This window comes from Nocardia sp. NPDC057455 (assembly GCF_042802775.1).
In the GTDB taxonomy this organism is placed as follows: domain Bacteria; phylum Actinomycetota; class Actinomycetes; order Mycobacteriales; family Mycobacteriaceae; genus Nocardia.
In genome coordinates, this window is record NZ_JBHVDM010000004.1 from 80,929 (window position 1) to 105,642 (window position 24,714).

General features: G+C 68.4%; 23 protein-coding genes. 17 read left to right on the forward strand and 6 right to left on the reverse strand.

Annotation, left to right across the window (positions count from 1 at the left end; all coding sequences use genetic code 11):
• Positions 1 to 652 precede the first annotated feature (652 nt).
• Positions 653 to 1,258, forward strand: coding sequence for a TetR/AcrR family transcriptional regulator (locus ACFU5M_RS02935; RefSeq protein ID WP_379042685.1), 606 nt, complete (start codon positions 653 to 655; stop codon positions 1,256 to 1,258).
• 22 nt (positions 1,259 to 1,280) lie between these two features.
• On the opposite strand, the gene ACFU5M_RS02940 is transcribed toward ACFU5M_RS02935, so the two are convergent.
• Both ACFU5M_RS02940 and ACFU5M_RS02945 read right to left on the reverse strand, forming a co-directional pair.
• Positions 1,281 to 1,883, reverse strand: coding sequence for a hypothetical protein (locus ACFU5M_RS02940; RefSeq protein ID WP_379042688.1), 603 nt, complete (start codon positions 1,881 to 1,883; stop codon positions 1,281 to 1,283).
• A 333-nt stretch (positions 1,884 to 2,216) separates the two neighbouring features.
• Complete coding sequence (locus ACFU5M_RS02945; RefSeq protein WP_379042691.1) at positions 2,217 to 2,933, reverse strand: enoyl-CoA hydratase/isomerase family protein; 717 nt, start codon at positions 2,931 to 2,933, stop codon at positions 2,217 to 2,219.
• Positions 2,934 to 3,026: 93 nt separating this feature from the next.
• Here ACFU5M_RS02945 and ACFU5M_RS02950 point away from each other — a divergent pair, with 93 nt between their 5' ends.
• The 7 genes from ACFU5M_RS02950 (at position 3,027) to ACFU5M_RS02980 (ending at position 10,972) form a co-directional block, all read left to right on the forward strand.
• Positions 3,027 to 4,592: an AMP-binding protein gene (locus ACFU5M_RS02950; RefSeq protein WP_379042694.1), complete on the forward strand. Its 1,566-nt coding sequence runs from the start codon at positions 3,027 to 3,029 to the stop codon at positions 4,590 to 4,592.
• Positions 4,593 to 4,630: 38 nt separating this feature from the next.
• Entirely contained in the window at positions 4,631 to 5,827 is a 1,197-nt protein-coding gene (locus tag ACFU5M_RS02955) for an amidohydrolase family protein (protein ID WP_379042697.1), read from the forward strand.
• Positions 5,824 to 7,251 carry a FadD3 family acyl-CoA ligase gene (locus tag ACFU5M_RS02960; protein ID WP_379042700.1) on the forward strand — a complete coding sequence of 476 codons (1,428 nt, stop codon included), beginning with the start codon at positions 5,824 to 5,826 and terminating at the stop codon, positions 7,249 to 7,251. Before ACFU5M_RS02955 ends, ACFU5M_RS02960 begins: the two co-directional genes overlap by 4 nt.
• A gap of 58 nt (positions 7,252 to 7,309) precedes the next feature.
• Entirely contained in the window at positions 7,310 to 7,762 is a 453-nt protein-coding gene (locus ACFU5M_RS02965) for a MaoC family dehydratase (protein ID WP_379042703.1), read from the forward strand.
• 7 nt (positions 7,763 to 7,769) lie between these two features.
• Complete coding sequence (locus ACFU5M_RS02970) at positions 7,770 to 9,146, forward strand: amidohydrolase family protein (RefSeq protein WP_379042706.1); 1,377 nt, start codon at positions 7,770 to 7,772, stop codon at positions 9,144 to 9,146.
• Between the two features lie 263 nt (positions 9,147 to 9,409).
• A complete protein-coding gene (locus ACFU5M_RS02975; RefSeq protein ID WP_379042709.1) occupies positions 9,410 to 10,666 on the forward strand; it encodes an amidohydrolase family protein in 1,257 nt (418 codons plus the stop codon).
• Between the two features lie 9 nt (positions 10,667 to 10,675).
• Positions 10,676 to 10,972 (forward strand): hypothetical protein, encoded by a 297-nt coding sequence (locus tag ACFU5M_RS02980; protein ID WP_379042712.1) that lies wholly within the window; start codon positions 10,676 to 10,678, stop codon positions 10,970 to 10,972.
• A gap of 57 nt (positions 10,973 to 11,029) precedes the next feature.
• Here the strand turns inward: ACFU5M_RS02980 and ACFU5M_RS02985 are convergent, their stop codons facing one another.
• The 4 genes from ACFU5M_RS02985 to ACFU5M_RS03000 all read right to left on the reverse strand — a co-directional run bounded on the left by ACFU5M_RS02985 (position 11,030) and on the right by ACFU5M_RS03000 (position 16,127).
• Entirely contained in the window at positions 11,030 to 12,187 is a 1,158-nt protein-coding gene (locus tag ACFU5M_RS02985; RefSeq protein WP_379042715.1) for a beta-ketoacyl synthase N-terminal-like domain-containing protein, read from the reverse strand.
• Complete coding sequence (locus ACFU5M_RS02990; RefSeq protein ID WP_379042718.1) at positions 12,184 to 13,362, reverse strand: OB-fold domain-containing protein; 1,179 nt, start codon at positions 13,360 to 13,362, stop codon at positions 12,184 to 12,186. Before ACFU5M_RS02990 ends, ACFU5M_RS02985 begins: the two co-directional genes overlap by 4 nt.
• A 19-nt stretch (positions 13,363 to 13,381) precedes the next feature.
• Positions 13,382 to 14,590, reverse strand: coding sequence for a CaiB/BaiF CoA transferase family protein (locus ACFU5M_RS02995; RefSeq protein WP_379042721.1), 1,209 nt, complete (start codon positions 14,588 to 14,590; stop codon positions 13,382 to 13,384).
• Between the two features lie 70 nt (positions 14,591 to 14,660).
• Entirely contained in the window at positions 14,661 to 16,127 is a 1,467-nt protein-coding gene (locus ACFU5M_RS03000) for an aldehyde dehydrogenase family protein (RefSeq protein ID WP_379042724.1), read from the reverse strand.
• A gap of 296 nt (positions 16,128 to 16,423) precedes the next feature.
• Here ACFU5M_RS03000 and ACFU5M_RS03005 point away from each other — a divergent pair, with 296 nt between their 5' ends.
• From ACFU5M_RS03005 to ACFU5M_RS03045, 9 genes are all read left to right on the forward strand, one after another.
• A complete protein-coding gene (locus ACFU5M_RS03005) occupies positions 16,424 to 17,131 on the forward strand; it encodes an SDR family NAD(P)-dependent oxidoreductase (protein WP_379042726.1) in 708 nt (235 codons plus the stop codon).
• Positions 17,132 to 17,191: 60 nt separating this feature from the next.
• Positions 17,192 to 18,052: a mycofactocin-coupled SDR family oxidoreductase gene (locus ACFU5M_RS03010; protein WP_379042729.1), complete on the forward strand. Its 861-nt coding sequence runs from the start codon at positions 17,192 to 17,194 to the stop codon at positions 18,050 to 18,052.
• 14 nt (positions 18,053 to 18,066) lie between these two features.
• Positions 18,067 to 18,261 carry a ferredoxin gene (locus ACFU5M_RS03015; protein WP_379042732.1) on the forward strand — a complete coding sequence of 65 codons (195 nt, stop codon included), beginning with the start codon at positions 18,067 to 18,069 and terminating at the stop codon, positions 18,259 to 18,261.
• 8 nt (positions 18,262 to 18,269) lie between these two features.
• Positions 18,270 to 19,628, forward strand: a complete 1,359-nt coding sequence (locus ACFU5M_RS03020; protein ID WP_379042735.1) for a cytochrome P450 — start codon at positions 18,270 to 18,272, stop codon at positions 19,626 to 19,628.
• Between the two features lie 78 nt (positions 19,629 to 19,706).
• Positions 19,707 to 21,395 (forward strand): OB-fold domain-containing protein, encoded by a 1,689-nt coding sequence (locus ACFU5M_RS03025; protein ID WP_379042738.1) that lies wholly within the window; start codon positions 19,707 to 19,709, stop codon positions 21,393 to 21,395.
• 23 nt (positions 21,396 to 21,418) lie between these two features.
• The gene (locus tag ACFU5M_RS03030; RefSeq protein WP_379042741.1) at positions 21,419 to 22,378 is read left to right on the forward strand and encodes an alpha/beta fold hydrolase; all 960 of its coding nucleotides are present in this window, start codon (positions 21,419 to 21,421) and stop codon (positions 22,376 to 22,378) included.
• 4 nt (positions 22,379 to 22,382) lie between these two features.
• Positions 22,383 to 22,904 (forward strand): DoxX family protein, encoded by a 522-nt coding sequence (locus ACFU5M_RS03035; RefSeq protein ID WP_379042744.1) that lies wholly within the window; start codon positions 22,383 to 22,385, stop codon positions 22,902 to 22,904.
• Positions 22,904 to 23,722, forward strand: coding sequence for an NAD(P)-dependent oxidoreductase (locus ACFU5M_RS03040; protein ID WP_379042747.1), 819 nt, complete (start codon positions 22,904 to 22,906; stop codon positions 23,720 to 23,722). Before ACFU5M_RS03035 ends, ACFU5M_RS03040 begins: the two co-directional genes overlap by 1 nt.
• A 12-nt stretch (positions 23,723 to 23,734) precedes the next feature.
• Positions 23,735 to 24,541 (forward strand): NAD(P)-dependent oxidoreductase, encoded by an 807-nt coding sequence (locus tag ACFU5M_RS03045; RefSeq protein WP_379042750.1) that lies wholly within the window; start codon positions 23,735 to 23,737, stop codon positions 24,539 to 24,541.
• The last annotated feature ends 173 nt before the right edge of the window (positions 24,542 to 24,714 follow it).

Here is a 24,714-nt window from a genome sequence, read left to right on the forward strand (position 1 = left end):
CCCTGCGACGGCCGCACTGATGTGAAGAAATAATCGGACATTCGAACGGTCCAGTGACTGCCGCGCTTCCGAAGGGTCGGAAATCCGCGCTCGAGACGTCGGCCCGTCTACCCGACTCGAATCTCGCCCCGAGTACCGCTCCGGCAACGAAGCGTCACATCGCTATTGTGCGGGCAGCCACATCACGAGTCAATAGCGGAAAAACTTTCGTGATTTTGCCGGACAGTGGTGAATAAAATTCGACCCCACGATGAAAGCACCAATAGAGTGGCAGGCCACTATCCTGCCACTCGAACGGGCGGCGCTTCCGTCGTCCGGAAAGGCTCGTTTACCGAACCTGCCGCCGTTATTTCGGCAACCGAGCCGTCATGCGAGAAATTGCGCACGCACCACGAAATCGGTGCAGCGGATCGCGCGCCGTGTCACCACGAGCCCGCACGGACCTCCTGACTACCTGGTGTCCATATGTCGGTACCGCACAGCATCGAATCGCACGGCCGGGACCAGCCCCGACACCGGATGCCGAGCGGGTGCTCAGCAAGATGCTGTGCACATGCATAGCATGTGCCGAGACAACGCGTCAATAGAAGCGTTTGCTGGTATTACGATACGAATCGACCCCACGACCGGATTTCTCGAAGGAGGACGGCGCATGCCATCGCCCCGCAGGATCGGAGCACCCGACGCCAGGAATCGCAGCGTCCTGCTCGACGCCGCTGAACAACTGCTGCTCGAGGAGGGCTGGGCAGCGGTGACCTCCCGTCGGGTGGCCGACCGCGCCGGACTCAAACCGCAGCTGGTGCATTATTACTTCCGCTCCATGGACGAACTTCTCCTGGAGATCTTCCAGCGCCGCGCCGAGCAAGGACTCGAACTCCAAGCCGAGATGATGAAATCCGACAAACCGCTGCGCGCCCTGTGGGATTTCAGCACCGACCCGGCCGCGGTGCGCTTCACCATGGAATTCGTCGGCCTCTCCAATCACCGGCCTGCTATACGTGCGGCGGTGGCCGATTACGCGGAGCGATTCCGCACCATCCAGACGGCCGCGCTGCAGCGGATCCTGAACGAATACGAATTCGACACCGCGCGATTTCCACCCGCGGCGATGGCGGTGCTGATGACCAGCGTTTCCCGGGTGGTGGTACTCGAGCGGGCGCTGGGCATGTCCGGCGGGCACGCCGAAGCCTTCGAGCTGGTCGAGCGGGAGATCGAGAAACTCGAAGGCGAGCGCGATGCCGGACCGGAATCCACCTGATTGGCGCCGCGACCGGCCGCCGTCAGCGCGCCGGAACGAGATCCACCTCGCACCGATAGGTCGGCGGCCGGAGACCACCCGTCCGGAACATCTCGCTCGACGCCACCGCCTCGGCCGGAACTCCGGCCGCAGTGAGAGCGCACGACTTGAAAGCCCGCGCCGCCATGCTCATTCGATGCTGCGCGGGGCCCACGCGGTTATCGAGCTCGGCGGGCAGGTCCGCACCCCACACCGCGACCTCGGTGAGCCCGCGATCGAGGCAGTCGAGCACTCCGTCGCGCACCCGGCCATCGGACCGGTACGTCTCCGCGGCCACTGCGACCGCCGTGGGCCAGGTGTCGTGCACAGGGGCCGCCAGCGACTGCTCCAAGTCGAGCACCGTTGCGCCGAGAATCCGCAGCGGACGCACATTCACGTGGTCGGAGACCAGCACCGTCACCTCCCACCCCGCGGTGGTGCGGTCGAACAACCAACCGCCCGCGTGGCGGATCACCTCGGTCGCGCTCGGCGCCACGACCGCCAAGCGGTAGCGCAGCGGATGCCGTCGCGCATGGGCTCGCCACCGTGCGACGGAGTGGAGTTCCCGAACACCTCGGTCAACGGAATCGACGGATCGTCTGGCCATGGTTACTCATCCCGTTATCGAACATGCAGTTCTGGCAGGCCCGACCGCGAAACCCGCGCGGGCACCGGTGGCCGCGCCGACACTGGAATCGGCCCAGCCATCGCCTCGACGGCGCCCGCACGTCGAGCCGAACGGTCGATGCGGAGAGCGGACAGCGCACCAGGGCTGGTGACGCAGCGCCGTCCACTCCACCGGAAAACCTACCGATCACACCGTAAGTCGGTTCTCCAGCTCTGATAATCTACTTGCACATATGCACTATGTGATTTACATCACTTGCCGACCTCCGGCGCCGGTCCACCCACCCGCTCCATGCCGAGGCACGACCGGGAATCACTTGACGCGATTCATCACTCGTTCGGCAGCCCGCCAATGCTCGTCGGCCACCCAGAGCCGGGCGAACGCCTCGACAGCCTCCTCCGGGGGTGCACCACCGACCACCCGCTTGATCGCGCCGGCCGACGCGTTCACCAACGATCGAGCCGTGGCGCGCCAGCCTTTGTCGAACTCGGCGCGTGGTAGCACCATGTCCACCAACCCGACCCGCTCGGCGGACGCGGCGTCGAGGATGGTTCCCGCGCCCGCGAGCATCAGCGCCCGGCCCGGACCGACCAGCCGGGCCAGCCGCTCGGCGCCACCCCAGGCGGGCATGATCGCCAGCGACACCTGGTTGAACCCGATCTTGATGTCGTCGGCCGCGATTCGGATATCCGCGGCCACCGCCACCTCTGCACCACCGCCGAGCGCGTGCCCGTTCAGCGCGGCGATCACCGGACCGGGGAACGCGGCGAGCCGGTCGCAGATGCCGCGCATCCGCCGGGCCATGCCCGCCGCCTGCTCCTCGGTTCGCAGGGCGGCGAGTTCCTTCAGGTCGCCGCCGGAGACGAAGGCACGGTCTCCCGCGCCGGTGATGACCAGCGCCCCGGCTTCGGAAGCGGCGTCGATCGCCTTCTCCAGTTCGTCCATCGTGCCCGGCGCGATGGCATTGCGTGCATGCGGGCGATTGATCGTGACGACCGCCAATCCCGCGTCCAACTCGAGCTCGACCATGCCTTGTTCTCCCATTAGGAAATGTGATTCTCTATTTTAGAGAACAATATACGTATCTCGCGCGGCGCACCGCCACGGGATGGGAGTTCGACGATGCGCAAGATCCCCCTCGACCTGGTCCATCGCTACCAGGAGGAGGGCTGGTGGACCCCGGAGACGATCGGTGAACTCCTGGCCGACGGGCTGGCCGCCGTGCCCGACACCGCCTTTCGCGTTCACTCCGCGGTACGCCCTTGGTCCGGCACCTTCGGGGAGGTCGAGACCGTCGCCCGCAGGCTGGCCGCCGGATTGCGCCGCCACGGCGTCGGCCCGGGCGACACGGTCGCCTTCCAGCTGCCGAACTGGATGGAAGCGGCGGCGGTGTTCTGGGCGTCGGCGTTCCTCGGGACGACGGTGGTGCCGATCGTGCACTTCTACGGACGCAAGGAGGTCACCTACATCCTGTCGGCCGTCCGGCCGAAGGTCTTCGTGACCACCGATCAGTTCGGCAACACCGAGTTCGCTGCGAACCTGCGCGACGCCGTCCCGATCGTCGGCGTGGTGGGCAAGGATTTCGAGGACCTGCTCGACCCGGAGCCCATGCCGGGGATCATTGCCGTCGACCCGGCCGGCCCCGCGCTGATCGCATTCACCTCCGGCACCACCCGCGCTCCGAAAGGAGTGGTACACAGCCACCAGACACTCGGCCACGAGACCCGGCAACTCGCCGGCATCTATCCGGCCGATCGTGGCGACCAACTGACCGGCGCGCCGGTCGGTCACTTCATCGGCATGGTGAACGCCTTCCTGATCCCGGTACTCGACCGGATGCCGATCAACCTCCTCGATGTCTGGGATCCGGGGAAGGTGCTCGAGTTGATGCGCACCGAGCTGCTCACCGTGGGCGGCGGCGTGCCCTATTACGTCACCAGCCTGCTCGACCATCCGGACTTCACCCCCGAGCACTTGCCGCACCTGCGCTACGCAGGTCTGGGTGGCGCGGCGGTGCCCACCGTGGTCACCACCCGGCTGGCGGGGGTCGGCATCACCGTGTACCGCTCGTACGGCAGTACCGAGCATCCCTCGATCACCGGATCGCACCACACAGCGCCCGAGGCCAAGCGGCTGTTCACCGACGGCGACGCACTGCCCGGGGTGGAGTTGCGATTGGCCGAGGACGGCGAAATCCTCAGCCGCGGACCGGATCTGTGCCTCGGCTACACCGACGCCGAACTCACCGCGGCCGCCTTCGACGACGAGGGCTGGTATCACACCGGCGACATCGGCGTGCTGGACGCGGACGGTTACCTGACGATCACCGACCGTAAATCCGACATGATCATTCGCGGCGGCGAGAACATCAGCGCGCTCGAAGTCGAGGAAGTGCTGCTCACCCTGCCCGGCGTGACCGAGGCGGTGGCGGTCGCCGTGCCCGACGCCCGGCTCGGCGAGCGCACCGCCGCGGTGCTGCGGCTGCAGCCGGGCGGATCCGCGCCGAGCCTGGACGAGTTGCGCGCCCACTTCGCCACCGCCGGGCTGGCCAAGCAGAAATGGCCGGAACAAGTGCACGTCGTCGCGGACTTTCCTCGTACCGCCAGCGGCAAGATCCAGAAGTTCGTGGTCCGCAAGGATCTCGCGGCCGCGCGCGCCGCCGCCGGGAGCATTGCGATGCGACCCTGAAGAGAATAACATTCTCAGAAAACGACAAGGAGAATTCCATGACCAGAGTCGAGCTGCCTTATCAGCTCTTCGACGCCGACAACCACCTGTACGAGACCAAGGACGCCCTCACCAGGTACCTGCCCAAGGAGTACGCGGGGGCCATCCAGTACGTGGAGATCAACGGCCGCACCAAGATCGCGGTGCTCGGCCAGATCAGCGAGTACATCCCCAATCCCACGTTCGACGTCGTCGCCAAGCCCGGCGCCATGGAGGAGTACTTCAAGCACGGCAACCCCGACGGCAAGAGCAGGCGTGAGATCTTCGGCGAGCCGATGCGCGCGATCCAGGCCTTCCGCGACCCGGTGGAACGCCTGAAAATCATGGACGAGCTGCAGTTGCAGCGCGCGCTGATGTTCCCGACCTTGGCCAGCCTGGTCGAGGAGCGCATGCGACACCACCCCGAGCTGATCCACGCGGTGATCCACTCGCTGAACCAGTGGATGCTCGAAACCTGGGGCCAGAACGGCAATTTCGTGCACTCCGACCGGATCTTCACCGTCCCGGTGGTCACCCTGCCGATCATCGAGAAGGCGATCGAGGAACTGAACTGGTGCGTCGTCGAGCACGGCGCCAAGGCGATCCTGGTCCGCCCGGCCCCGGTGCCCGGTTTCAAGGGCATGCGATCGTTCGCACTGCCGGAATTCGATCCGTTCTGGAAGCGGGTCGTCGAGCTCGACGTGTTGGTCACCATGCACTCCTCGGACAGCGGCTACTCGCGCTTCGACGCCGAATGGGACGGCAACAGCCTGGAGATGCTGCCGTTCAAGACCAACACCTTCGCTATGACGAATCAGTGGCGGCCGGTCACCGACGCGGTGGCGTCCTGGGTCTGCCACGGCGCGTTGAACCGCTTCCCGGAACTGAAGGTCGCCGTCATCGAGAACGGCTCCGCCTGGCTGGAGCCGCTGTTGCAGCAGCTGTCCGACGTCTACAAGAAGGCGCCGGAGGGCTTCGGCTTCCGTGACCCGATCGAAGCCATCAAGCAGAGCCTCTACGTCAGCCCGTTCTGGGAGGAGGACCTGGAGCGGTTGTCCAGCGTCATCGGCGCCGATCACGTGCTGTTCGGCTCCGACTGGCCGCATCCGGAGGGCCTGGCCGAGCCGGCGCGCTACATCCACGAGATCAAGGACATGCCGCTGGCGGATCAGGCGAAGATCATGGGCGGCAACCTGGCGGGGCTGCTGAAGGTATGACCTGGGAGACCATCCCGCAGATGGTCCAGACGACGGCGGACCGCTTCGGTGACGCCGAAGCGGTCGTCGACGGGGACCTGCGCTGGAGCTTCGCCGAACTCGCCGACCGGGTGCGCCGGGCAGCGGGGGCGTTCGCCGCGGCGGGAATCGACAAGGGCGACCGGGCGGCCATCTGGGCGCCGAACTCGGCGGAGTGGATCGTCGCCGCGTTCGGCCTGCTCACCGCCGGTGGCGTGCTGGTGCCGGTGAACACCCGGTTCAAGGCCGAGGAAGCAGGCGACATCATCCGGCGCAGCGGCGCCAAAGCGGTGCTCGTCCAGCAGGGCTTCCTCGGTGTCGACTACACCGGCGCCGCCGAGGTGCCCGTGATCGACCTGAAGTCGGATTTCCTCGACAGCGGCGCGCCGTTCGAGCGGAACGTCGCGGGCACCGATATCGCCGACATCATCTACACCTCCGGCACCACCGGGCGCCCCAAGGGCGTGCTGATGAACCACGAGCAGACGCTGCGGCTCTACGCGGAGTGGTGCGATCTGGCGGATCTGCGAGCGGGCGACCGCTATCTCATCGTCAACCCGTTCTTCCACACCTTCGGATACAAAGCGGGGCTCATCGCGTCACTGATCCGTGGCGCGACGATCCTTCCGGTCCCGGTGTTCGACGTCGATCGGGTGCTGGAACTCGTGGCGCGGGAGCGGATCACGATGCTGCCCGGCCCACCGACCCTCTACCACTCACTGCTGGAGGCGGCGGGCGAGCACGATCTGTCGTCGTTGCGCGCCGCGGTCACCGGAGCGGCCGACATTCCCGTCGAGCTCATCCGCCGGGTGCGCGAGGAACTTCCGTTCCAGTCGATCATGACCGGATACGGATTGACCGAGGCGGGCACCGCCACCGCCTCGCGACCCGGGGACACCTTCGAGCAGATCGCGACGACCGTCGGAAAGGCTTGCGACGGAATCGAGGTCCGCATCGCCGATGACAGCGAGGTTCTCGTTCGTGGCTACAACGTGATGCAGGGCTACCTCGACGACCCGCGCGCGACGGCCGAGGCGATCGACGCCGACGGCTGGCTGCACACCGGAGACCTCGGCAGTCTCGATCCCGACGGCAGGCTGCGAGTCATCGGCCGCAAGAAGGACATGTTCATCGTCGGCGGGTTCAACGCTTATCCGGCCGAGATAGAGGGCTTCTTGCTGGAACATCCCGCGATCACCCAGGCCGCCGTCATCGGCGTCCCGGACGAACGGCTCGGGCAGGTCGGCCGAGCCTTCGTGGTGACCAAGAACCCGGTCACCGAGCAGGAGCTGATTGCCTGGAGCCGGGACCGGATGGCGGGTTACAAAGTTCCACGCTCGGTGCGCTTCCTGCGCGAACTGCCGCTGAACGCGACCGGCAAGGTGATGAAGGACCAGCTGCGGTAGCGATGTCGGATCCGGGCACAGGATATCGTGCATACGTCGATCGCCGAAGGGATGCCCTATGACCGAGTTCCGTGATTTCGACGCCCTGCGCGCCGCGGTCGGCACCGTGCTCGGACCCGGCGACTGGATCGAGATCGACCAGCGGCGCATCGATCTGTTCGCCGAGGCGACCGGCGACCACCAATGGATTCACGTCGACTCCGAGCGCGCCGCGGGCGGCCCATACGGGGCGACCATCGCCCACGGTTTCCTCACTCTCGCGCTGCTCGCCCCGATCAGCCAGCAGTTGATGTCGGTACGGTCGGCCCGGATGGCCATCAATTACGGTCTGAACAAGGTGCGCTTCGTCAGTCCGGTGCGGGTCGGCAGCCGGGTGCGCGGCACCGTCACGCTCGCCGCCGTCACCGATGTGCCCGGCGGGGTGCAGGCCGAACGCACCGTGACGATCACCGCCGAAGGCGCGGACAAGCCGGCCTGCGTCGCCGAGCACCTGGTCCGGTACCTGGCCTGAGCGGCACATGCTGATTCGCAACGCCACGCTGTCCGGCAGTCCGCACACCGATGTGCGCTGGCGCGGCGGGCGAATCGTCGAATGCGGCACGCGATTGCGTCCGTTGCCCGGCGAGGACGACCTGGACGCCCACGGCGGCTGGTTGCTGCCCGGACTACACGATCACCACATCCATCTGCGGGCGCTCGCCGCACGGGCCGGGTCGGTGCCGGTCGGGCCGCCGCTGGTTCGTGACGCCGCCGAGTTCGGCGCCGCGCTGCGTGGAGCGGACGCCGAGCTTCCACCGGGCCGGTGGATTCGCGGCGTCGGCTACCACGACAGTGTGGCGGGTCCGCTCGACCGTGCCGTTCTCGATCGCCTGGTCCCGGATCGGCCGGTCCGGATCCAGCACCGGTCCGGTGCGCTGTGGGTGCTGAACTCCCGTGGCTGCCAGGAGACACGGGTGAACACATGCGCGCTTCCGGGGGTGGAGCGCGATCCGCACGGCGATGCGAACGGGCGCCTGTGGCGGTTGGATTCCTGGCTCGGCGCACGAGTGCCGCCCACCTCCGCCGATCCGGCGCTGATCAGCGCCCAGGCCGCGGCCGCGGGCGTCACCGGGTACACCGACGCTACTCCAGGGCTGTCGCAGGACGACGTCACCGCGCTGGCCGAAGCAGTGGCGGCCGGGACGATCCGGCAGCGGGTGCACTGCATGGCACCGCCGGGGGTGACCGATCCCGGGCAGCCGCGCTTCTCGTTGGGGCCCACCAAGATCCTGCTCGACGACACCGCACTCCCCTCGTTGCCGGAGTTCGTCGCACGCGTCCGGGCAGCGCACCTGGCCACGCGACCGGTCGCGGTGCACTGCGTGACCCGGGTGCAGTTGATCCTGACCATCGCCGCGATCGATGAGGCCGGGGTGCTGGCCGGTGACCGGATCGAGCACGGCGCCATGGTGCCTGCCGACACCATGGAATGGTTGCGGCGCAACCGGATTCCGGTGGTGACCCAACCGCATTTCCTGGTGGAGCGGGCCGGCCAGTATGCCCGCGAGGTGGCGGCCGAGGACCGGTGCGACCTGTGGCGGCTGGGCTCCTTTCCGGCCGCCGGGGTCCTGGTCGCGGCGGGAACCGATGCCCCGTTCGGTGACGCCGACCCGTGGCGAGTGGTGCGCGCGGCGATCGAGCGCGAGCCGAACTCGGAGCGGATATCTCTCGCCGCCGCGCTCGCCCTGTTCGCCGGACATCCGAATAGGCCGGGCGTGCCACGCACCGTCGCCACCGGAGCGGTCGCCGACCTGACCCTGCTACGCGTGCCGCCCCAGGAGGTCACCGTTCCGGACCGCGACCTCGTCGCGGCCACGATCGTGGACGGCACCCCTGTGCATCTGGCGTTCGGCTGACCTGAGCGGCTCCGCAGTGCTGGGGCCAGGGGTACCGATGCCATGGATATCCGCCGATTCCAGTGGTAGGCCCGCCCGCTGGCGATTGCGCGCGTCAGCGCGCCACTCAGAGGCATCTCCGTCTCGGTCACCATCTTCATGTCCACGTAACCCCAAACCCCGGTGTATCGTCTATTGCAGATATGAGAGTGAGATTCTCTCTAATGAAGATTTGCCGTCTCACCCGTCGGAGCGCGGCGCAGCGCACGAAAGCGAGGAGTCACGTGAACATCGACGACATGATCCTGGTGAGCATCGACGACCATGTGGTCGAGCCGCTCGACATGTTCGACGGCCACGTTCCGAAGAAGTGGACCGACCTCGCCCCGAAGGTCGTCGCCGACGAGAACGGCATCGACCGGTGGGTGTACCGGGATCGGCCCACCGGCGTGGCCGGCCTCAACGCCGTCGTCACCTGGCCCGCCGAGGAGTGGGGCAGGGACCCGGCCGGTTACGCCGAGATGCGGCCCGCGGTCTACGACGTGCACGACCGCGTGCGCGACATGGACGTCAACGGTGTCTTCGCCTCGATGTGCTTCCCCACGTTCACCGGCTTCAGCGCGGGGCACCTCAGCCGCGGCGGGCAGGACGAGATCACCGTCGCGATGATCTCGGCGTACAACGATTGGCACATCGAGGACTGGGCCGGCGCCTACCCGGGCCGGTTCATACCGATCGGCATCCTGCCCATGTGGGACCCGGCGCTGGCGGTCGCCGAGATCGAACGGCTCGCGGCCAGGGGCTGTCACTCGGTGACCATGCCGGAGCTGCCGCACATCGACGGCCTGCCCAGCTACCACGATCTCGACTACTGGGCGCCGGTGTTCCAGGCCCTGTCGGACCACGAGACGGTGATGAACCTGCACATCGGCCAAGGCTTCGGCGTGCTGCGGCTGGCGCAGGACGCGCCCATCGACAACCTGATGGTGCTGGCGCCGAGCATCTCGCTGATCGCCGCTCAGGATCTGTTGTGGGGTCCCGCGTTCCGGACCTACCCGAAACTGAAGATCGCGCTGTCCGAAGGCGGCGTCGGCTGGATCCCGTTCTTCCTGGACCGCTCCGACCGGCACTACACCAATCAGCGCTGGCTGCGCCGCGACTTCGGCGGCAAGCTGCCCAGCGAGGTGTTCCGCGAGCACGTGCTCGCCTGCTACGTCACCGACAAGACCGCGCTCAAATTCCGCCACGACATCGGCATCGACAACATCGCGTGGGAATGCGACTATCCGCACTCGGACTCGATCTGGCCCGATGCCCCCGAGTTCGTGCTCGAGGAATTGCGGGCGGCGGGCGCCGACGACGCCGACATCCACAAGATCACCTGGGAGAACGCCACGCGTCACTTCAACTGGGATCCTTTCGCGCACATCCCGAAGGAGCAGGCGACCGTGGGTGCGCTGCGGGCGAAGGCGACCGACGTCGACACCTCGACCAGGTCCCGCAAGGAATACGCGGCGGCCTACGCCCAGCGCGCGAGCTGAGGCAGCGGAGTGCGGCTGCTGATCTTCTCCACTCCGCGTGACGGAATGGACGCCGAATACAACGAGTGGTACACCGGGACGCACATCCCCGAGATGCTCGCCGTCCCCGGCGTCCTGTCGTGCACCCGCCACCGGTTGATTCGCGGTGGTGACGGCGAGGCGCGCTACCTCGCCGTGTACGACATCGACGGCGACATCCGCACCTTGCTGGCCGAACTCGGCGAGCGCGCGGCCGACGGACGCATGGCCGTCACCTCGGCGGCCGACCCGGCCCGGACCAGAATCACCGTCTGGGAACAGATCTGAGTAAGGACAGCCCTGGTGCGCGACGACAGAAGCCGTCGCGCACCGGGGTGTTCGTCCTCAGCGCGAGCCTTCCAGAATCGTCACCGCCGACACCGCGGTGGGCCCACCGAGATTGTGGGCCAAACCGATTCGCGCGCCGTCCACCTGGTTGACCGCGGTGCCGCGCAACTGCTCGAACAATTCCACGCACTGCGCGACGCCGGTCGCGCCAGGTGGGTGCCCCTTCGTCTTCAGTCCGCCGCTGGGATTGACCGGTAGTACGCCACCGACCGCCGTGGCTCCGGCTTCCACCAGTTTGTGCGCCTCGAATCGCTCGGCGAAACCGAGATCCTCGTAGCTGATCAGCTCGATGCCGGTGAAGAAATCGTGCACCTCGGCGACGTCGATATCGGCCGGGCCGAGGCCCGCCATCGCGAACGCGGCGCGCGCCGCCCGCACCGTGGCGGGGAAGGTGGTCATGTCCCGCTTGTGCTGATGCATCACCGAGTCCAGGCCCAGACCGACACCGCGGATCCACACCGGGCTGTCGGTATAGCGGCCCACCACGTCCTCGGCGGCGAGCACCAGGGCCGCGGCGCCGTCGCTCTGCGGGACACAGTCGTACACGCCGAACGGGTCGGCCACGATCGGCGCGGCCAGCGCCTGCTCCAAGGTGATCTCGAACCGCAACCGCGCTTTCGGGTTTCGCGCGCCGTGCCGATGGTTCTTCACCGCGACCATCGCCAAGTGCTCCCGCGTCGCCGAGGACTCGTAGAGATAGCGGTTGACGTGCAACGCGAAACCAGCGGGAGCGAACAGGCCGAGCTGGTAGTCCCAAGCGTTGTCCCTGGTCAGCGTCTCCCACTCGCGGAGCAGATCCTTCTGCGCCGTCTCCCGCAGTTTGTCGGCGCCGATCACGAGCGCCACGTCGATCGCGCCGGAGGCGATGGCGAACAGCGCGTTGCGGACAGCGTCGTTGCCGGTGGCGCAGGAGTTGTCGATGTGCGTCACGGGCAGCTCCGGCAGGTCCAGCGCGTCGGCCAGCACGCCTGCCGGGAAACCGCCGGTGGTGCCCATGGCGCCGAACCAGGCGGCCTGCAGATCGGTCGTGCGCAGGCCCTTGTCGACCGAGGCCGCGCATTCGGCGAACGCCATGAGCAACAGGTCTTGGATGCCGAGTGCGAAGTGTTCGGCGAAGGGCGTCATCCCCGCGCCGACGATGGCCACTTTCCTCATACCGCCTCCGGTTCCGGTTCGAACGCGTATCCGTAGTCGGGCACGCCGGAGCGCACCGCCACCCGGCGCAGGACCATGCGCCCGCGGTCGCCTATGGCGACCGTGCCCGGGTCGGCGCCGGTGACCTTGGCCAGCGCACGGACGCCGACGTCATCGAGTTCCACGATCACCAGCGAGTACGGACTCTTCAACCCGGGCACCGGGATTCGCACGGTCGTCTCGGCGTAGACGCTGCCGGTCCGTGGCAGCGGCACCAGGGTGTAGCCGGTGCTGAGACTGCCGTCCGGTCCCACCCGGTAGCGGGGCGGGAAATCCAACTCGGCGCTGTCGCCGTGCCTGCCCGCTTCCCAGCGGACCTTCGCCTCGAACGCGCGCTCATACGCGGCAAGCGAGATCGGCAGGTCCGCGCCGGGCAAGGCGACGACCTCCGGAAGCGCACGCGCGGGTAGTTCGTTGCGCCGCACCCGGGCGGCGCCCGGTACAACCATGACCCCGCTCAGGTTGGCCTGCTCCACGCCGACCAGCAATCCAGCGCCGCCCCACTCGGCCATCGCGGCGAGCGCGAACATCCCGGCACTGGCGCCGAGCGTCGGCAACTGCGGCGGGTCGGCCAGGCACAGTGCCGCCGCCTGCTTGTGATCGACGCCCGCCACCGCCACCGGGGTGTCCAGCCACGCCGCCGAGAGCGAGGCGACCAACCCCCGTTCGTGCAGCAGCCGGGGATCGCCGTAGTCGTGTACCGCGCCGAGGGCGTTGCGGGTACGCACCGGCAGGCTGCGCGTGACACGCGCCGCGGTGCGCACCTGGAGGCCGTCGCGGTCGGACACCCAGGCCGCCACCGCGCCCGCCGGCTCGAGGTCGACACCGATGACAAGGGTCCGCGGGCGCGCCGAACTCAAGGCGTCCAACGCCGCCGGGGCGCCGCCGAGCCGCTCGATGACCTCCAGTTCCGGATCCAGGCCGAGCCCGGCCAGCAGCACCGCGGCGTTGCTGCTCTCCACCAGCGGCAGATCACGGCTGACCAGCACCACGCGTTCCACCGGCTCGCCGAACGCGACGGCGGATCGTCCCGCCTCCACCGCCAGGGTGACGGCGTCCTCGTCGTCGCCGATGATCCGGCTGCGCTGGCTGCCCCAGCAGGGCAGATACGTGCCCAGCGATGCGATGTACGGCATCCGTTCCTCTTTCCCGCGCCTAGGCCACCGCGCCGGCGGCCTTGAGCGCGATGATGCGGTCCCAATCCAGGCCGATTTCGAGCAGGATCTCCTCGGTTTGGGCGGCGAATTCGGGACCGGGCCGCAGGTCCGGTGCGCCGACGTCGAACTGCACCGGACTGGAAACCAGCTCCAATTCGCCTGCGGGAAGCAGATATTCGTTCGCTTTGATCTGCGCGTCCTGCGTGACCTGCCACGAGTCCTGCACCGGAGCCCAGGGACCGGCCAGGGTGGCGAAGCGCTCGCTCCACTCGGCCAGGGTGCGCCCCTTGATCACCTCGCGCAGGATCTGCACCGCCTCGGCGGTATGCGCGGCGATCTGCGCGGCGTCGGCGAAGCGCGGGTCCTCGGCCAGATCCGGGCGGTCGATGTGACGGCAGACGTCCGACCAGAACTTCGCGGGCTGCAACATCACGAACGACAGATAGCGATCATCGGCGGTGGCGTAGAGCCCCGACAGCGGATTGGTCGGCGCGCCGTGGGCGCCGGGCACCGGCGCAACCAGCGGTTTGTCCTGGCTGGCCGACAATGCGACCGTGTGGCCCAGCGCCCACAGTCCACTGCCGAGCAGCGAGACGTCGACCACCGAAGGTTGTCCGGTCCGTTCACGTTTCAGCAGCGCGGCCGCGATCCCACCGGCGAGATTGGTGCCGGAGATGGTGTCGCCGAAGGCCGGGCCGGGCGGCTGGATCATGCCCTCGATGCCGGGCGGGGTGATGGTGGCCGCGATGCCGCCGCGGCACCAGAAGGCGGTCATGTCGTAGCCGCCCCGGTCGGATTCGACACCGCGCGGTCCCAGCGCACTGCCCCGTGCGTAGACGATGTCCGGGTTCACCGCGCGAATGTCGTCCACGTCGATGCCGAACTTGCCGCGCGCTTGCGGCAGGAAGCTGGTCAGGAACACGTCCGCGCGGCGGGCGAGGTCGTAGATCACCTCGCGTCCCTCGGCTACCGACATGTCGACGCCGATGCTGCGCTTGCCCCGATTGGCATGCTCCACGTTGGGATTGGGATCGCCTTCGACCTTGAACACCCCCACCTGCCGCAGCCCGCGCTGCGGGTCACCGGTGACGGCGTGCTCGACCTTGACGACATCGGCCCCCCAGTCGGACAGCACCGCGCCCGCCGACGGGACGAAGCCGTACATCGCGACCTCGAGTACCCGGATGCCCTCCAGCGGCTTGCTCATGACAGCCCCTCCCCGGCCCCGGACTTCGTCCTCGGCTGCGCGTGACGTGCTCGAACTCGTCCGCACTCGCTCACACGACCACCTCCGCCAGGGTCTTGCGCTCCAGAAACTCCTCCAGGCCGACGCGGCCCATCTCCCGGCCGATGCCGGACTGCTTGTAACCGCCGAAGGGAGCGTCTGGATGGAAGTAGTTGCCGCCGTTGATGCTGAGCGTGCCGGTGCGGATCCGCCGCGCCACCGCCTTCGCCCGTTCCGAGTCGGCGCTGAAGACCGCCCCGGACAGGCCGTAGATGGAGTTGTTCGCGATGCGCACCGCGTCGTCCTCGTCGGTGTAGGGGTGGAGGGTGAGCACCGGGCCGAAGACCTCCTCCTGCGCGATCTCGCTGTCCGGGTCGACGTTCGCCAAGAGGGTGGGCTTGTAGAAGTAGCCCGGGTCGATCTTCTCGCCGCCGGTGACGAGCGTGGCGCCGGCGGCCACCGCGCGCTGCACCATGCCGTGCACCTTGTCGCGCTGGCGTTCGCTGATCAGCGGGCCCATATAGGTCTTGGGATCCCCCGGGTCGCCGTAGCTGACGTGTGCGAAATTCGCCGCGATCGACTCGGCGATCCTGTCGTGGTCCTGCTGCGGCACGAGCACCCTGGTGGTCAGCGCGCACCCCTGCCCGGCGTGGGTCACCACGCTGAACGCCGCGAACAGCGCGGCTTTGGTGTAGTCGGCGTCGTCGAGCAGGATCATCGCCGATTTGCCGCCCAGTTCCAGGAAGACCCGCTTGAGCGTGCCGCTGGCGGCCGCCATGATCTGGCGGCCCACCGGCGTGGACCCCGTGAAGGTGACGACGTCGACGTCCGGGTGGGTGGTCATCCGCTTGCCGACTTCGACATCGGAGGAGGCCAGGACGTTCACCACGCCGGGCGGGATGTCGGTGTGCCGGGCGATGATCTCGCCGAGCGCCAAGGTGGCCAACGGAGTGTCGGGCGCGCCCTTGAGCACGACGGTGCATCCGGCGGCAAGGGATGGAGCGAGCTTGGCCAGCGCCAGCTGATGCGGATAGTTGTAGGCGGCGATGGCGGCCACCACGCCCGCGGCCTCCAGCTCCACCCAGCGCCGGTGCCGCTGACCGCGGATCTCGACCACGCCGAGGTCCTCGCTCCAGGCGTAGCCCGCCAGCAGTCCGGCGTAGTAGCGCACGATCTCGAAGGGAACCTCGAGCTGGTTGCCGTGGGTCAGCGTGCGCGTCGCACCGACTTCGGCGATGGTCAGCTCCCGCAGCTCCTCCACGTTGTCGCGCAGCGCTTGGTACAGCTGGTTCAGACAGTGCACCCGGAACTCGTGGTTCGTCGCCCAGTCGGTGGTGTCGAAGGCCCGGCGCGCCGCCGCGACGGCCGCGTCCACCTCGGCCACACCGGCCTCCGGCGCGTAGCCGTACACCGCGCCGGTCGCGGGATCGAGCGACGCGAGCGTGCGCCCGGTCTCGACCAGCTGCCCGTCGATCAGCAGCCGCCGCGCCACCGCTATCGCCTGTTCCTGCGTTGACATCCTGTCTCCTCGCCGGATATGAAAATACGATTCTCTATTGCGGAGAACTTAACACTTGATATCGCGAAAGGCAGCAGTAATCGCCAACCCGGGAAACCTCGAGAACTGCTATCGGCCCACGAGGCGCAGCTCCACCCGACAGGCGGCAACTCTTGCGCGTCGATCACTTCGGAGAGTACGGTTCTCACATTCGAAAGGAAGATTCTTGTGGTCGACACTACATGCGTCCCGGTCTCGACCGACCCGCGCTTGCACCGGTCGCCGATCAGCGCGTTGACCGGAGAGGGGTCGAAGGCGTGAAGACGGCAGTGGTCACCGGAGGAGCGTCCGGCATCGGGTTGGGGATCGCACAGCGGTTGCGCAGCAATGGATTCCACGTCGCCTCCCTGGACCTCAACCCACCCGCGGACGACGACTTCGCCTACCGGGCCGACGTCACCGAACCGGAGGAGATCGCCGAGGCGCTCACCGCGGTCCGCGCGAAGCTCGGCCCGGTCACCGTGCTGGTGAACGCGGCGGGCGTGGACGGCTTCAAGCGCTTCCAGAACATTTCCTTCGCCGAGTGGCAACGGGTGATCGACGTCAACCTCAACGGTGTCTTCCACTGCGTCCAGGCGGTGCTGCCGGACATGCTGGCGGCGGGGTGGGGGCGCATCGTCAATATCTCCTCATCTAGCACGCATTCGGGCCAGCCGTTCATGACGCACTACGTCTCGGCCAAGTCGGCGGTCAACGGCCTGACCAAAGCGCTGGCGCTGGAGCTGGGCCCGTCCGGCATCACCGTGAACGCGGTGCCGCCCGGGTTCATCGACACCCCGATGCTGCGCAAGAACGAGGAGGCCCGCCGACTCGGCGGCTCCGTCGAGGACCACATCCAGCGGACCCCGGTCCGCCGGGTCGGCACACCCGAGGACATCGCCGCCGCCTGCGCGTTCCTCATCTCCGAGGAGGCCGGTTACATCACCGGCCAGATCCTCGGCGTCAACGGCGGACGCAATACCTGAGACCCGTCGCGCAACAGGCGCGATGGATCAGCACGACAAGCAAGAACGAAAGGATGGCCCGTGGGACGCGTGGAGGGCAAGGTCGCCTTCGTCACCGGAGCCGCTCGTGGCCAAGGCCGCAGCCATGCGGTACGGCTGGCGCAAGAAGGTGCCGACATCATCGCGGTGGACATCTGCCGCGACATCGACACGATCGGGTACGCGCTGTCGCGCCCGGAGGATCTGGACGAGACCGCACGGCTGGTCGAGAAGACCGGCCGCCGCATCGTCGCCGAACCGGCCGATGTGCGCGAGGCCGGGCAGCTGCGCGCCGTGCTGGAGCGCGGTCTCGCCGAATTCGGGCGGTTGGATATCGTCATCGCCCAAGCGGGCATCGCGGGCATGAAGGGCACACCGCAGTGGCAGGCCTGGTCCGACGTGATCGACACCAACCTCGTTGGCGTCATCAACACCATCCAGGTCGCGCTACCGCATCTGGGCGCGGGCGGCTCGATCATCGCCACCGGCTCGGTGGCCGCGCTGATGGACGTGTCCAAGGTGGATCAGCCGGGCAAGGATCCCGGCGGGATCGCCTATGTGGTCGCCAAACGCGGTCTCGCGCAATACGTGCACGCACTCGCCCTGCACATCGCGCCGCAGAACATTCGCGCCAACGTCATCCACCCCACCAACTGCAACACTCCGATGCTGCAGAGCGAACCGATGTACCGATCCTTCCGCCCGGACTTGGAACATCCCACCCGCGCGGACGCCGAGCCCGCCTTCCATGTGCAGCAGGCCATGCCGACCCCCTACGTCGAGCCCGAGGACATCAGCGACGCGGTGCTGTTCCTGGCCTCCGACGAGGCGCGCTACATCACCGGCACGCAGTTGCGCGTCGACGCGGGCGGCTACCTGAAGTGGTACGACTACCACATCTGAGAGGAAGAAACACCGTGAAGGTCCGAGTCGATCAGCAGCGCTGCCAAGGGCACACGCTGTGCGCGATGATCGCCCCGCAATCGTTCGAACTCAGTGAGATCGACGGCCACTCCTCCCCGATCGGCGAATCGGTTCCCACGGACCAGCACGATCAGGTCCGCGAGGCGGCGCACTCCTGCCCGGAACGCGCGATCTCGATCGCCGAGTAGGGCTCACCATGACCGTGGAGAACGTCACCGATATCGAGCGCAAGCAGCCCCGGTTCCATTTCGACCGCTACGCACCCGAATACCGGGAGAACTTCCAGCCGATCACCGAGGCGATGCAGAGCGAGTGCCCACTCGCGTGGACCGACACCTACGACGGTCACTGGGTGGCCGCGGGCAACAAGGAGGTGTTCGAACTCGCGCGCTGCCCGCATCTGTCCAACGACCACGACCCCCAGGGTGTCCGCAAGGGTTACCGAGGAATCTCCATTCCGCCCGCGCCTCGCGCACGGGGCATCCGCGGCGGCATCCTGGAGATGGACGAGCCCGAGCACCGGGAACTGCGTTCGGCGCTCAACCCGTACCTCTCCCCCGCGGCGGTGCAACGCTGGGTGCCGTTCGTGGACGAGGTGGTGCGCGCGGCCCTCGACGAGAAGATCGAGAGCGGCCGGATCGATTTCGTCGACGATCTGGCGAATGTGGTTCCCGCCGTGCTGACTCTCGGCATGCTGGGCGTCCCCTTGCGGAAGTGGACCATCTACAACGAGCCGGTGCACGCCGCGGTGTACACGCCGCCGGACTCGCCGGATTACCCGCGCGTCGCGGAGATGCACCGCACGATGGGACTGGACCTGCTGACCAATCTCGCCGAGATCCGGGAGAATCCCCGGCCCGGGCTGATCCACGCGGTCGCCGCGGCGCAGGTCAACGGTGAGCCGCTGCCGGACATGGAGATCCTGGGCATGCTCAGCCTGCTCATCGGCGGCGGTTTCGACACCACCACCGCGCTCACCGCACACGCTCTGGAATGGCTGTCGCAGAATCCGGCTGAACGCGAAACCCTCAGCCGGGAACGGGATCTGCTGCTGGACTCGGCCACCGAAGAGTTCCTGCGCTACTACACCCCGGCCCCCGGCGACGGGCGCACCGTCGCGGAGGACTGCGAGGTGGCGGGGGCCTCCTTCAGAGAAGGCGATCGCGTCTGGTTGTCGTGGGCGATGGCCAACCGCGATCCCGCGGTGTTCGATCATCCGGAGACGCTGATCCTGGACCGGAAAGGCAACCGGCACTACAGCTTCGGCCTCGGCATCCACCGTTGCATCGGGTCCAACGTGGCCCGCACGGTGTTCAAGCGGATGCTGGTCGCCGTGCTGGACCGGATGCCGGACTTCCGGTGCGTTCCGGAGGAGACGGTGCACTACGACACGATCGCGGTGATCCAGGGCATGCGGCACCTGCCCACCGAGTTCACCCCGGGTCCCCGGCTCGGTCCCGGGCTCGACGAGACCTTGGAGAAGCTGCAGCGAATCTGCGACGAGCAGCGGCTCGCCGAGCCGGTGACCGTCCGCAGAGGCGCGGCACAGATCTGACCGAACCGGACGACTCGCCGCGTGTGGCCACCGCTGGACACACGCGGCTACCGGCTGCGACGACTACGAGGAGACGCTGTGGCAGACGCGGAGCAGACCCCTGCGACGACGGCCGAGCCGTCGGGACGGCCGCTGCCGCTACTCGGCCTGGACACCGAGTTCTTCTGGACCTCGGGCGCCGACGGCACGCTGCGCATCCAGCAGTGCCGATCCTGCGCGGCGCTCATCCACCCGCCGCAACCGGTGTGCCGGTACTGCCGCGGGCACGATCTCGGTGTGCGGGAGGTCTCCGGCGAAGCCACCCTGGCAGGCTTCACGGTGAACCACCGCTTCGCCGTGCCCGGCCTGCGACCGCCGTACGTGGTCGCGCAGGTGGCGCTGGTGGAGGATCCGCGGGTCCGGTTGACCACCAACATCATCGACGCCGATCCGGACGACCTGGCCCTCGGTATGCGGGTGGAGGTGGTCTTCCAGCAGGACGCCGACGTCTGGCTGCCGCTGTTCCGCCCCGCCGCCGGACAAGCCGAGCCGGCGCCGCTGCCGGTGGACGACATCGAGCCGGAGCGATTCGCCGAACACGTACGGCCGATGCTGCGGCAGGAGAAGTTCGAGGACAAGGTCGCGCTCACCGGGATCGGGATGTCCCGGATCGGGCGCAGGCTGATGGTGCCACCGCTCGCGCTGACCATCGAGGCGTGCGAGCGCGCGGTCGCCGACGCGGGCTTGACCCTCGACGACATCGACGGCTTGGCCTCCTATCCCGGCGGCGGCAATCTCGGCGGCTTCGGCGAGGGCGGGGTCACCGCCCTGGAAGCCGCCCTCGGCCTGCGGCCCAGTTGGCACAACGGCGGCATCGAGACCTTCGGGCCGGGCGGGTCGGTGGTCGCGGCGATGACCGCGGTGGCGGCCGGACTGGCCCGGCACGTGCTGTGCTTTCGCACCGTCTGGGAATCGACCTTCAACGAGTTGACCAAGGCGGGCCGCGTCCCACCCGCCGGCGGCCGCACCACGAGCTGGCTGATGCCGTTCGGCGCGATCTCCGCCGCGCACACACTGGCCCAGAACGCCCAGCGTCACTTCCACCGCTACGGCACCACGCGCGAGACGCTGGGCTGGATCGCGCTCAACCAGCGCGCCAACGCCGAACTCGAACCGACCGCGGTCTACCGCGACCCGATGACCATGGACGACTACCTCTCGGCACGGCCGATCACCACCCCGTTCGGGCTCTACGACTGCGACGTGCCCTGCGACGGCGCGGTGGCGGTGATCGTCTCGGCGCTCGACGCCGCACGCGATCTGCCCGGTCCGCCGGTGCTGGTGGAGGCGGTCGGCACCCAGATCGTCGAGCGCGTCGAGTGGGACCAGAGCACGCTCACCCACGAGCCACAGGTACTCGGCCCGGCCGCGCACCTGTGGACGCGTACCACGCTGCGTCCCGCGGACGTCGACGTCGCCGAACTCTACGACGGGTTCAGTTTCAATTGCCTGTCCTGGATCGAGGCGCTCGGTTTCTGCGGGATCGGTGAGGCCAAGGACTTTCTCCACGGGGGCAAGAACATCGCCCGCGACGGCGCCATCCCGGTCAATACGCACGGCGGCCAGCTCTCGCACGGCCGCACGCACGGCATGGGACTTCTGCACGAGGCCGTGGTGCAATTGCGCGGGGCGGGCGGGGATCGGCAGGTCGCCGGTGCGCGGGTCGCGGTCGTCTCCAGTGGTGGGCTCACGCCCGGCGGGGCGATGCTGCTCCGCTCCGATTCCTGAGCTGCGACATCGACGGGCACGCCATGACACTCACCGAATCCGATTTCACCCCGGTGGACGCCGCCGGACCGCTGCGAGTGGTCGCCGAGGTCGACGGTATCCCGGTATCGGGGTTGCTGGCGGAAGCGTCCGCGCCACGCGCGGTGGTGCTCGCCCTGCACGGCGGCGCCACCACCTCGACGTACTTCGATTGCCCTGGCCACCCGGAGCTTTCACTGCTGCGCATGGGGCAACGGCTGGGTTACACCGTGCTGGCGCTGGACCGGCCCGGCTACGGCGCTTCCGGGCCGTTCGGCGATCAGCTCGCAGCACCCCAGCGGCGCGTCGACCTCATGTACGGGGCCGTCGAAGCGCTACTCGACGACCGTCCGCGCGGTGCGGGCGTCTTCCTGCTGGCGCACTCGGCGGGATGTGAACTCGCACTGCGCATGGCCGGTGACGAGCGCGGCCGCGCACTGCTCGGCGTGGAGCTGGCAGGCACCGGGCGCACTCACCATCCCGAAGCCCAGGAAGTGCTGTGGGGGCCACGACCGGAAGGCACCCGTCCCGCCGGACTCGGGGGGCTGCTGTGGCGACCGCAGCGGCTGTATCCACCCGAACTCGTGGGCGGTGCGGCGATCGCCGTCCCCGGTCCCCGGTTGGAGGCCGCCGTCATCACCGATTGGGCCGAAGCGGAATTCCCGCGTATGGCCGCGCGGGTGCCGATCCCGGTGCGCTTCACCGCGGGCGATCACGAGACAGTGTGGCGCAACGACATCGAGGAACTGATCGCCATCGGCGCGCTGTTCCTGGCGGCGCCGCGAGTGGTGCTCAATCTACAACCCAACACCGGGCACAACGTCAGCTTGGGCTACACGGCGGCGGCATACCACCTGAAGGCGCTCGCCTTCGCGGAAGAGTGCGTCGTCGCGGCCGACACCGGCGAATTCACCGGACCCGCAGTTCAATTGGACGGTCGCGCGTACGTGCGACCAGAAAGGTGAGGCCATGGAGGTCACCGATGTCGCGCTGCTGCTGTTGCGGCTGGTCGTGGGCGTCACCATGATCGCGCACGGCGTCAATCACTGGATCGGCGGCGGCCGGATCGCCGGGACGGCGCGGTGGTTCGGCGGGCTGGGACTGCGCAACGGCGTACTACAGGCCTGGCTGAGCGTGATCACCGAGATCGGCGCGGGCGCACTGCTGGCGCTCGGCCTGCTCACCCCGTTCGCCGCCGCGGCGGTCATCTCGGTCATGCTCGTCGCCGGACTGCTGGCGCACCGCGCGAACGGGTTCTTCGTCTTCCAGGAAGGCTACGAGTACGTACTCGTGCTGGCGGTGATCGCGCTGGTGCTGGGCCTGCTCGGGCCCGGACGCCTGTCGCTGGACCACGCGGCAGGCATCGAGGTCGCAGGCTGGGCCGGTGGCGGCATCGCGCTGGGTGTGGCCCTACTCGCCACGGCGGGACTGCTCGCCGTCTTCTACCGGCCCGCTCCCGCGCCGGAAACGACCACCGAGGAGGTGCGCTGATGCGTGTCGGATTCATCGGGCTGGGCAGTCAGGGTGCGCCGATGGCGCGCCGCATCGTCGAGGGCGGCTACCCGACCACCTTGTGGGCGCGGCGACCCGCCTCGCTGGAGCCGTTCGCCGGCACCGCGGCCATGACGGCCGAATCCCCCGCCGCCCTGGCCGCGCGCAGCGATCTGGTCTGCCTGTGCGTGGTCGGCGACGCCGACGTGCGCGAGGTGGTCACCGGCGACAACGGCGTACTGGCCGGGCTCGCACCTGGGTCGATCATCGCCGTGCATTCCACTGTGCACCCCCACACCTGCCGTGACCTGGCCGAACTGGCTGCGCCATACCAGGTCACGGTGATCGACGCGCCGGTCAGCGGCGGCGGGCCCGCCGCGGCGGAGGGCAGATTGCTGGTCATGGCGGGCGGCTCCGCCGAGGCCGTAGAGCGCAGCCGTCCGGTGTTCGAGACCTACGCGAATCCGATCGTCCACCTCGGCGACGTGGGCTCCGGCCAGGCCACGAAATTGCTGAACAACCTGTTGTTCACCGCGAATCTCGCCACCGCCGCCGGCACGCTCGCGCTCGGCCGGGGTCTGGGCATCAGCACCGAACGGCTCGGTGAAGTGATCACGCACGGCACCGCGAACAGTTTCGCGTTGGGCCGGATCGTCTCCGCGGGTGGCACATTGGATCGGCTCGCCGCGCATGCCGGCGATCTGCTCCGCAAGGACGTGGGCCTGGTGGCCGACCTGGCCGACACGGCGGGCGTGGCGCCGGGGATCGTGCTCGGCGCCGCCGACGCGACCCTGGCGCTGATGGACCGGCAGCGCTGAAGGAGGATTCGCGTGCGCATCGGTTTCGTGGGAGCCGGGCGGATGGGCCGCCCGATGATCCAGCGCTTGGCGCTCGCCGGGCACACCGTCCGAGCAGTCGGGCGATCCGCCGAATCCCGCGCGGCGATCGCCGGGAGGGGGGCCGACGCGGTCGCGACCGTCGCCGAGGCCGCCGGCGCCGCGGACGCCGTGGTGGTGTGCGTGTTCACCGACGATCAGGTCCGCGAGGTGTGCCTCGGCGGGACTCTGCTGCGCGACCTGCCACACGATGCGGTGCTGATCGTGCACACCACGGGAAGTCCCGCGACGGTGGCCGAGATCGCGGCGGCGGCGCCTCGTGGCGTCGGCGTCGTCGACGCGCCGGTGAGCGGTGGGCCGCACAGCATCGCCGCGGGCGAACTCACAGTCTTCCTAGGCGGGGACGACGGCTCGGTGGATCGAGCGCGAACGGTGGTCCGCGCGTATGCCGGCCCTGTCCTGCACGTAGGTCCGGTGGGTGCGGGACAGCGGGTCAAATTGGTCAACAACGCATTGTTCGCGGCGCAGATAGGACTGGTCGCAGACGCGGTCCGGCTGGGCGGCCAGCTGGGCCTGGACGAGGCGACGCTGCTGTCGGCACTGCCACACGCGAGCAGCGGCGGCCGTGCTGTCACCAGCATCGCGGCCAAAGGCACCGTCGACGCTTTCCGCGCTTCGGTGGGCGAATTTCTTCGCAAAGACGTGGCGGTCGCCCGCGCATTGATCACCGAATCGGGCGGTGAGCTAGGGATACTGGACGCCGCCATCGCAGCGGGTGTGCCCGCCACCGACCGGAGCTGATCAGCGATCCGGTGCGGCTCGGATCAGAGCGCTATGCGCGGCGAGAACGCTTGCTCCGCAATATGAAACAGTGATCAACCGAGCTGTGTCATCATCGCGTTGCCTGCGGAGGCGACGATGCCGTCCGCGAGCCGCACTGGACGATCCCGCCGACGGTCGAGAACTCGGGCAAT

Bases quoted from the DNA above. Each gene is read 5' to 3' on its own strand.
- ACFU5M_RS02935 (WP_379042685.1), top strand. From the start codon at position 653: ATGCCATCGCCCCGCAGGATCGGAGCACCCGACGCCAGGAATCGCAGC.
- ACFU5M_RS02940 (WP_379042688.1), bottom strand. From the start codon at position 1,883: ATGGCCAGACGATCCGTCGATTCCGTTGACCGAGGTGTTCGGGAACTC.
- ACFU5M_RS02945 (WP_379042691.1), bottom strand. From the start codon at position 2,933: ATGGTCGAGCTCGAGTTGGACGCGGGATTGGCGGTCGTCACGATCAAT.
- ACFU5M_RS02950 (WP_379042694.1), top strand. From the start codon at position 3,027: ATGCGCAAGATCCCCCTCGACCTGGTCCATCGCTACCAGGAGGAGGGC.
- ACFU5M_RS02955 (WP_379042697.1), top strand. From the start codon at position 4,631: ATGACCAGAGTCGAGCTGCCTTATCAGCTCTTCGACGCCGACAACCAC.
- ACFU5M_RS02960 (WP_379042700.1), top strand. From the start codon at position 5,824: ATGACCTGGGAGACCATCCCGCAGATGGTCCAGACGACGGCGGACCGC.
- ACFU5M_RS02965 (WP_379042703.1), top strand. From the start codon at position 7,310: ATGACCGAGTTCCGTGATTTCGACGCCCTGCGCGCCGCGGTCGGCACC.
- ACFU5M_RS02970 (WP_379042706.1), top strand. From the start codon at position 7,770: ATGCTGATTCGCAACGCCACGCTGTCCGGCAGTCCGCACACCGATGTG.
- ACFU5M_RS02985 (WP_379042715.1), bottom strand. From the start codon at position 12,187: ATGAGGAAAGTGGCCATCGTCGGCGCGGGGATGACGCCCTTCGCCGAA.
- ACFU5M_RS02990 (WP_379042718.1), bottom strand. From the start codon at position 13,362: ATGCCGTACATCGCATCGCTGGGCACGTATCTGCCCTGCTGGGGCAGC.
- ACFU5M_RS02995 (WP_379042721.1), bottom strand. From the start codon at position 14,590: ATGAGCAAGCCGCTGGAGGGCATCCGGGTACTCGAGGTCGCGATGTAC.
- ACFU5M_RS03000 (WP_379042724.1), bottom strand. From the start codon at position 16,127: ATGTCAACGCAGGAACAGGCGATAGCGGTGGCGCGGCGGCTGCTGATC.
- ACFU5M_RS03020 (WP_379042735.1), top strand. From the start codon at position 18,270: ATGACCGTGGAGAACGTCACCGATATCGAGCGCAAGCAGCCCCGGTTC.
- ACFU5M_RS03030 (WP_379042741.1), top strand. From the start codon at position 21,419: ATGACACTCACCGAATCCGATTTCACCCCGGTGGACGCCGCCGGACCG.
- ACFU5M_RS03035 (WP_379042744.1), top strand. From the start codon at position 22,383: ATGGAGGTCACCGATGTCGCGCTGCTGCTGTTGCGGCTGGTCGTGGGC.
- ACFU5M_RS03040 (WP_379042747.1), top strand. From the start codon at position 22,904: ATGCGTGTCGGATTCATCGGGCTGGGCAGTCAGGGTGCGCCGATGGCG.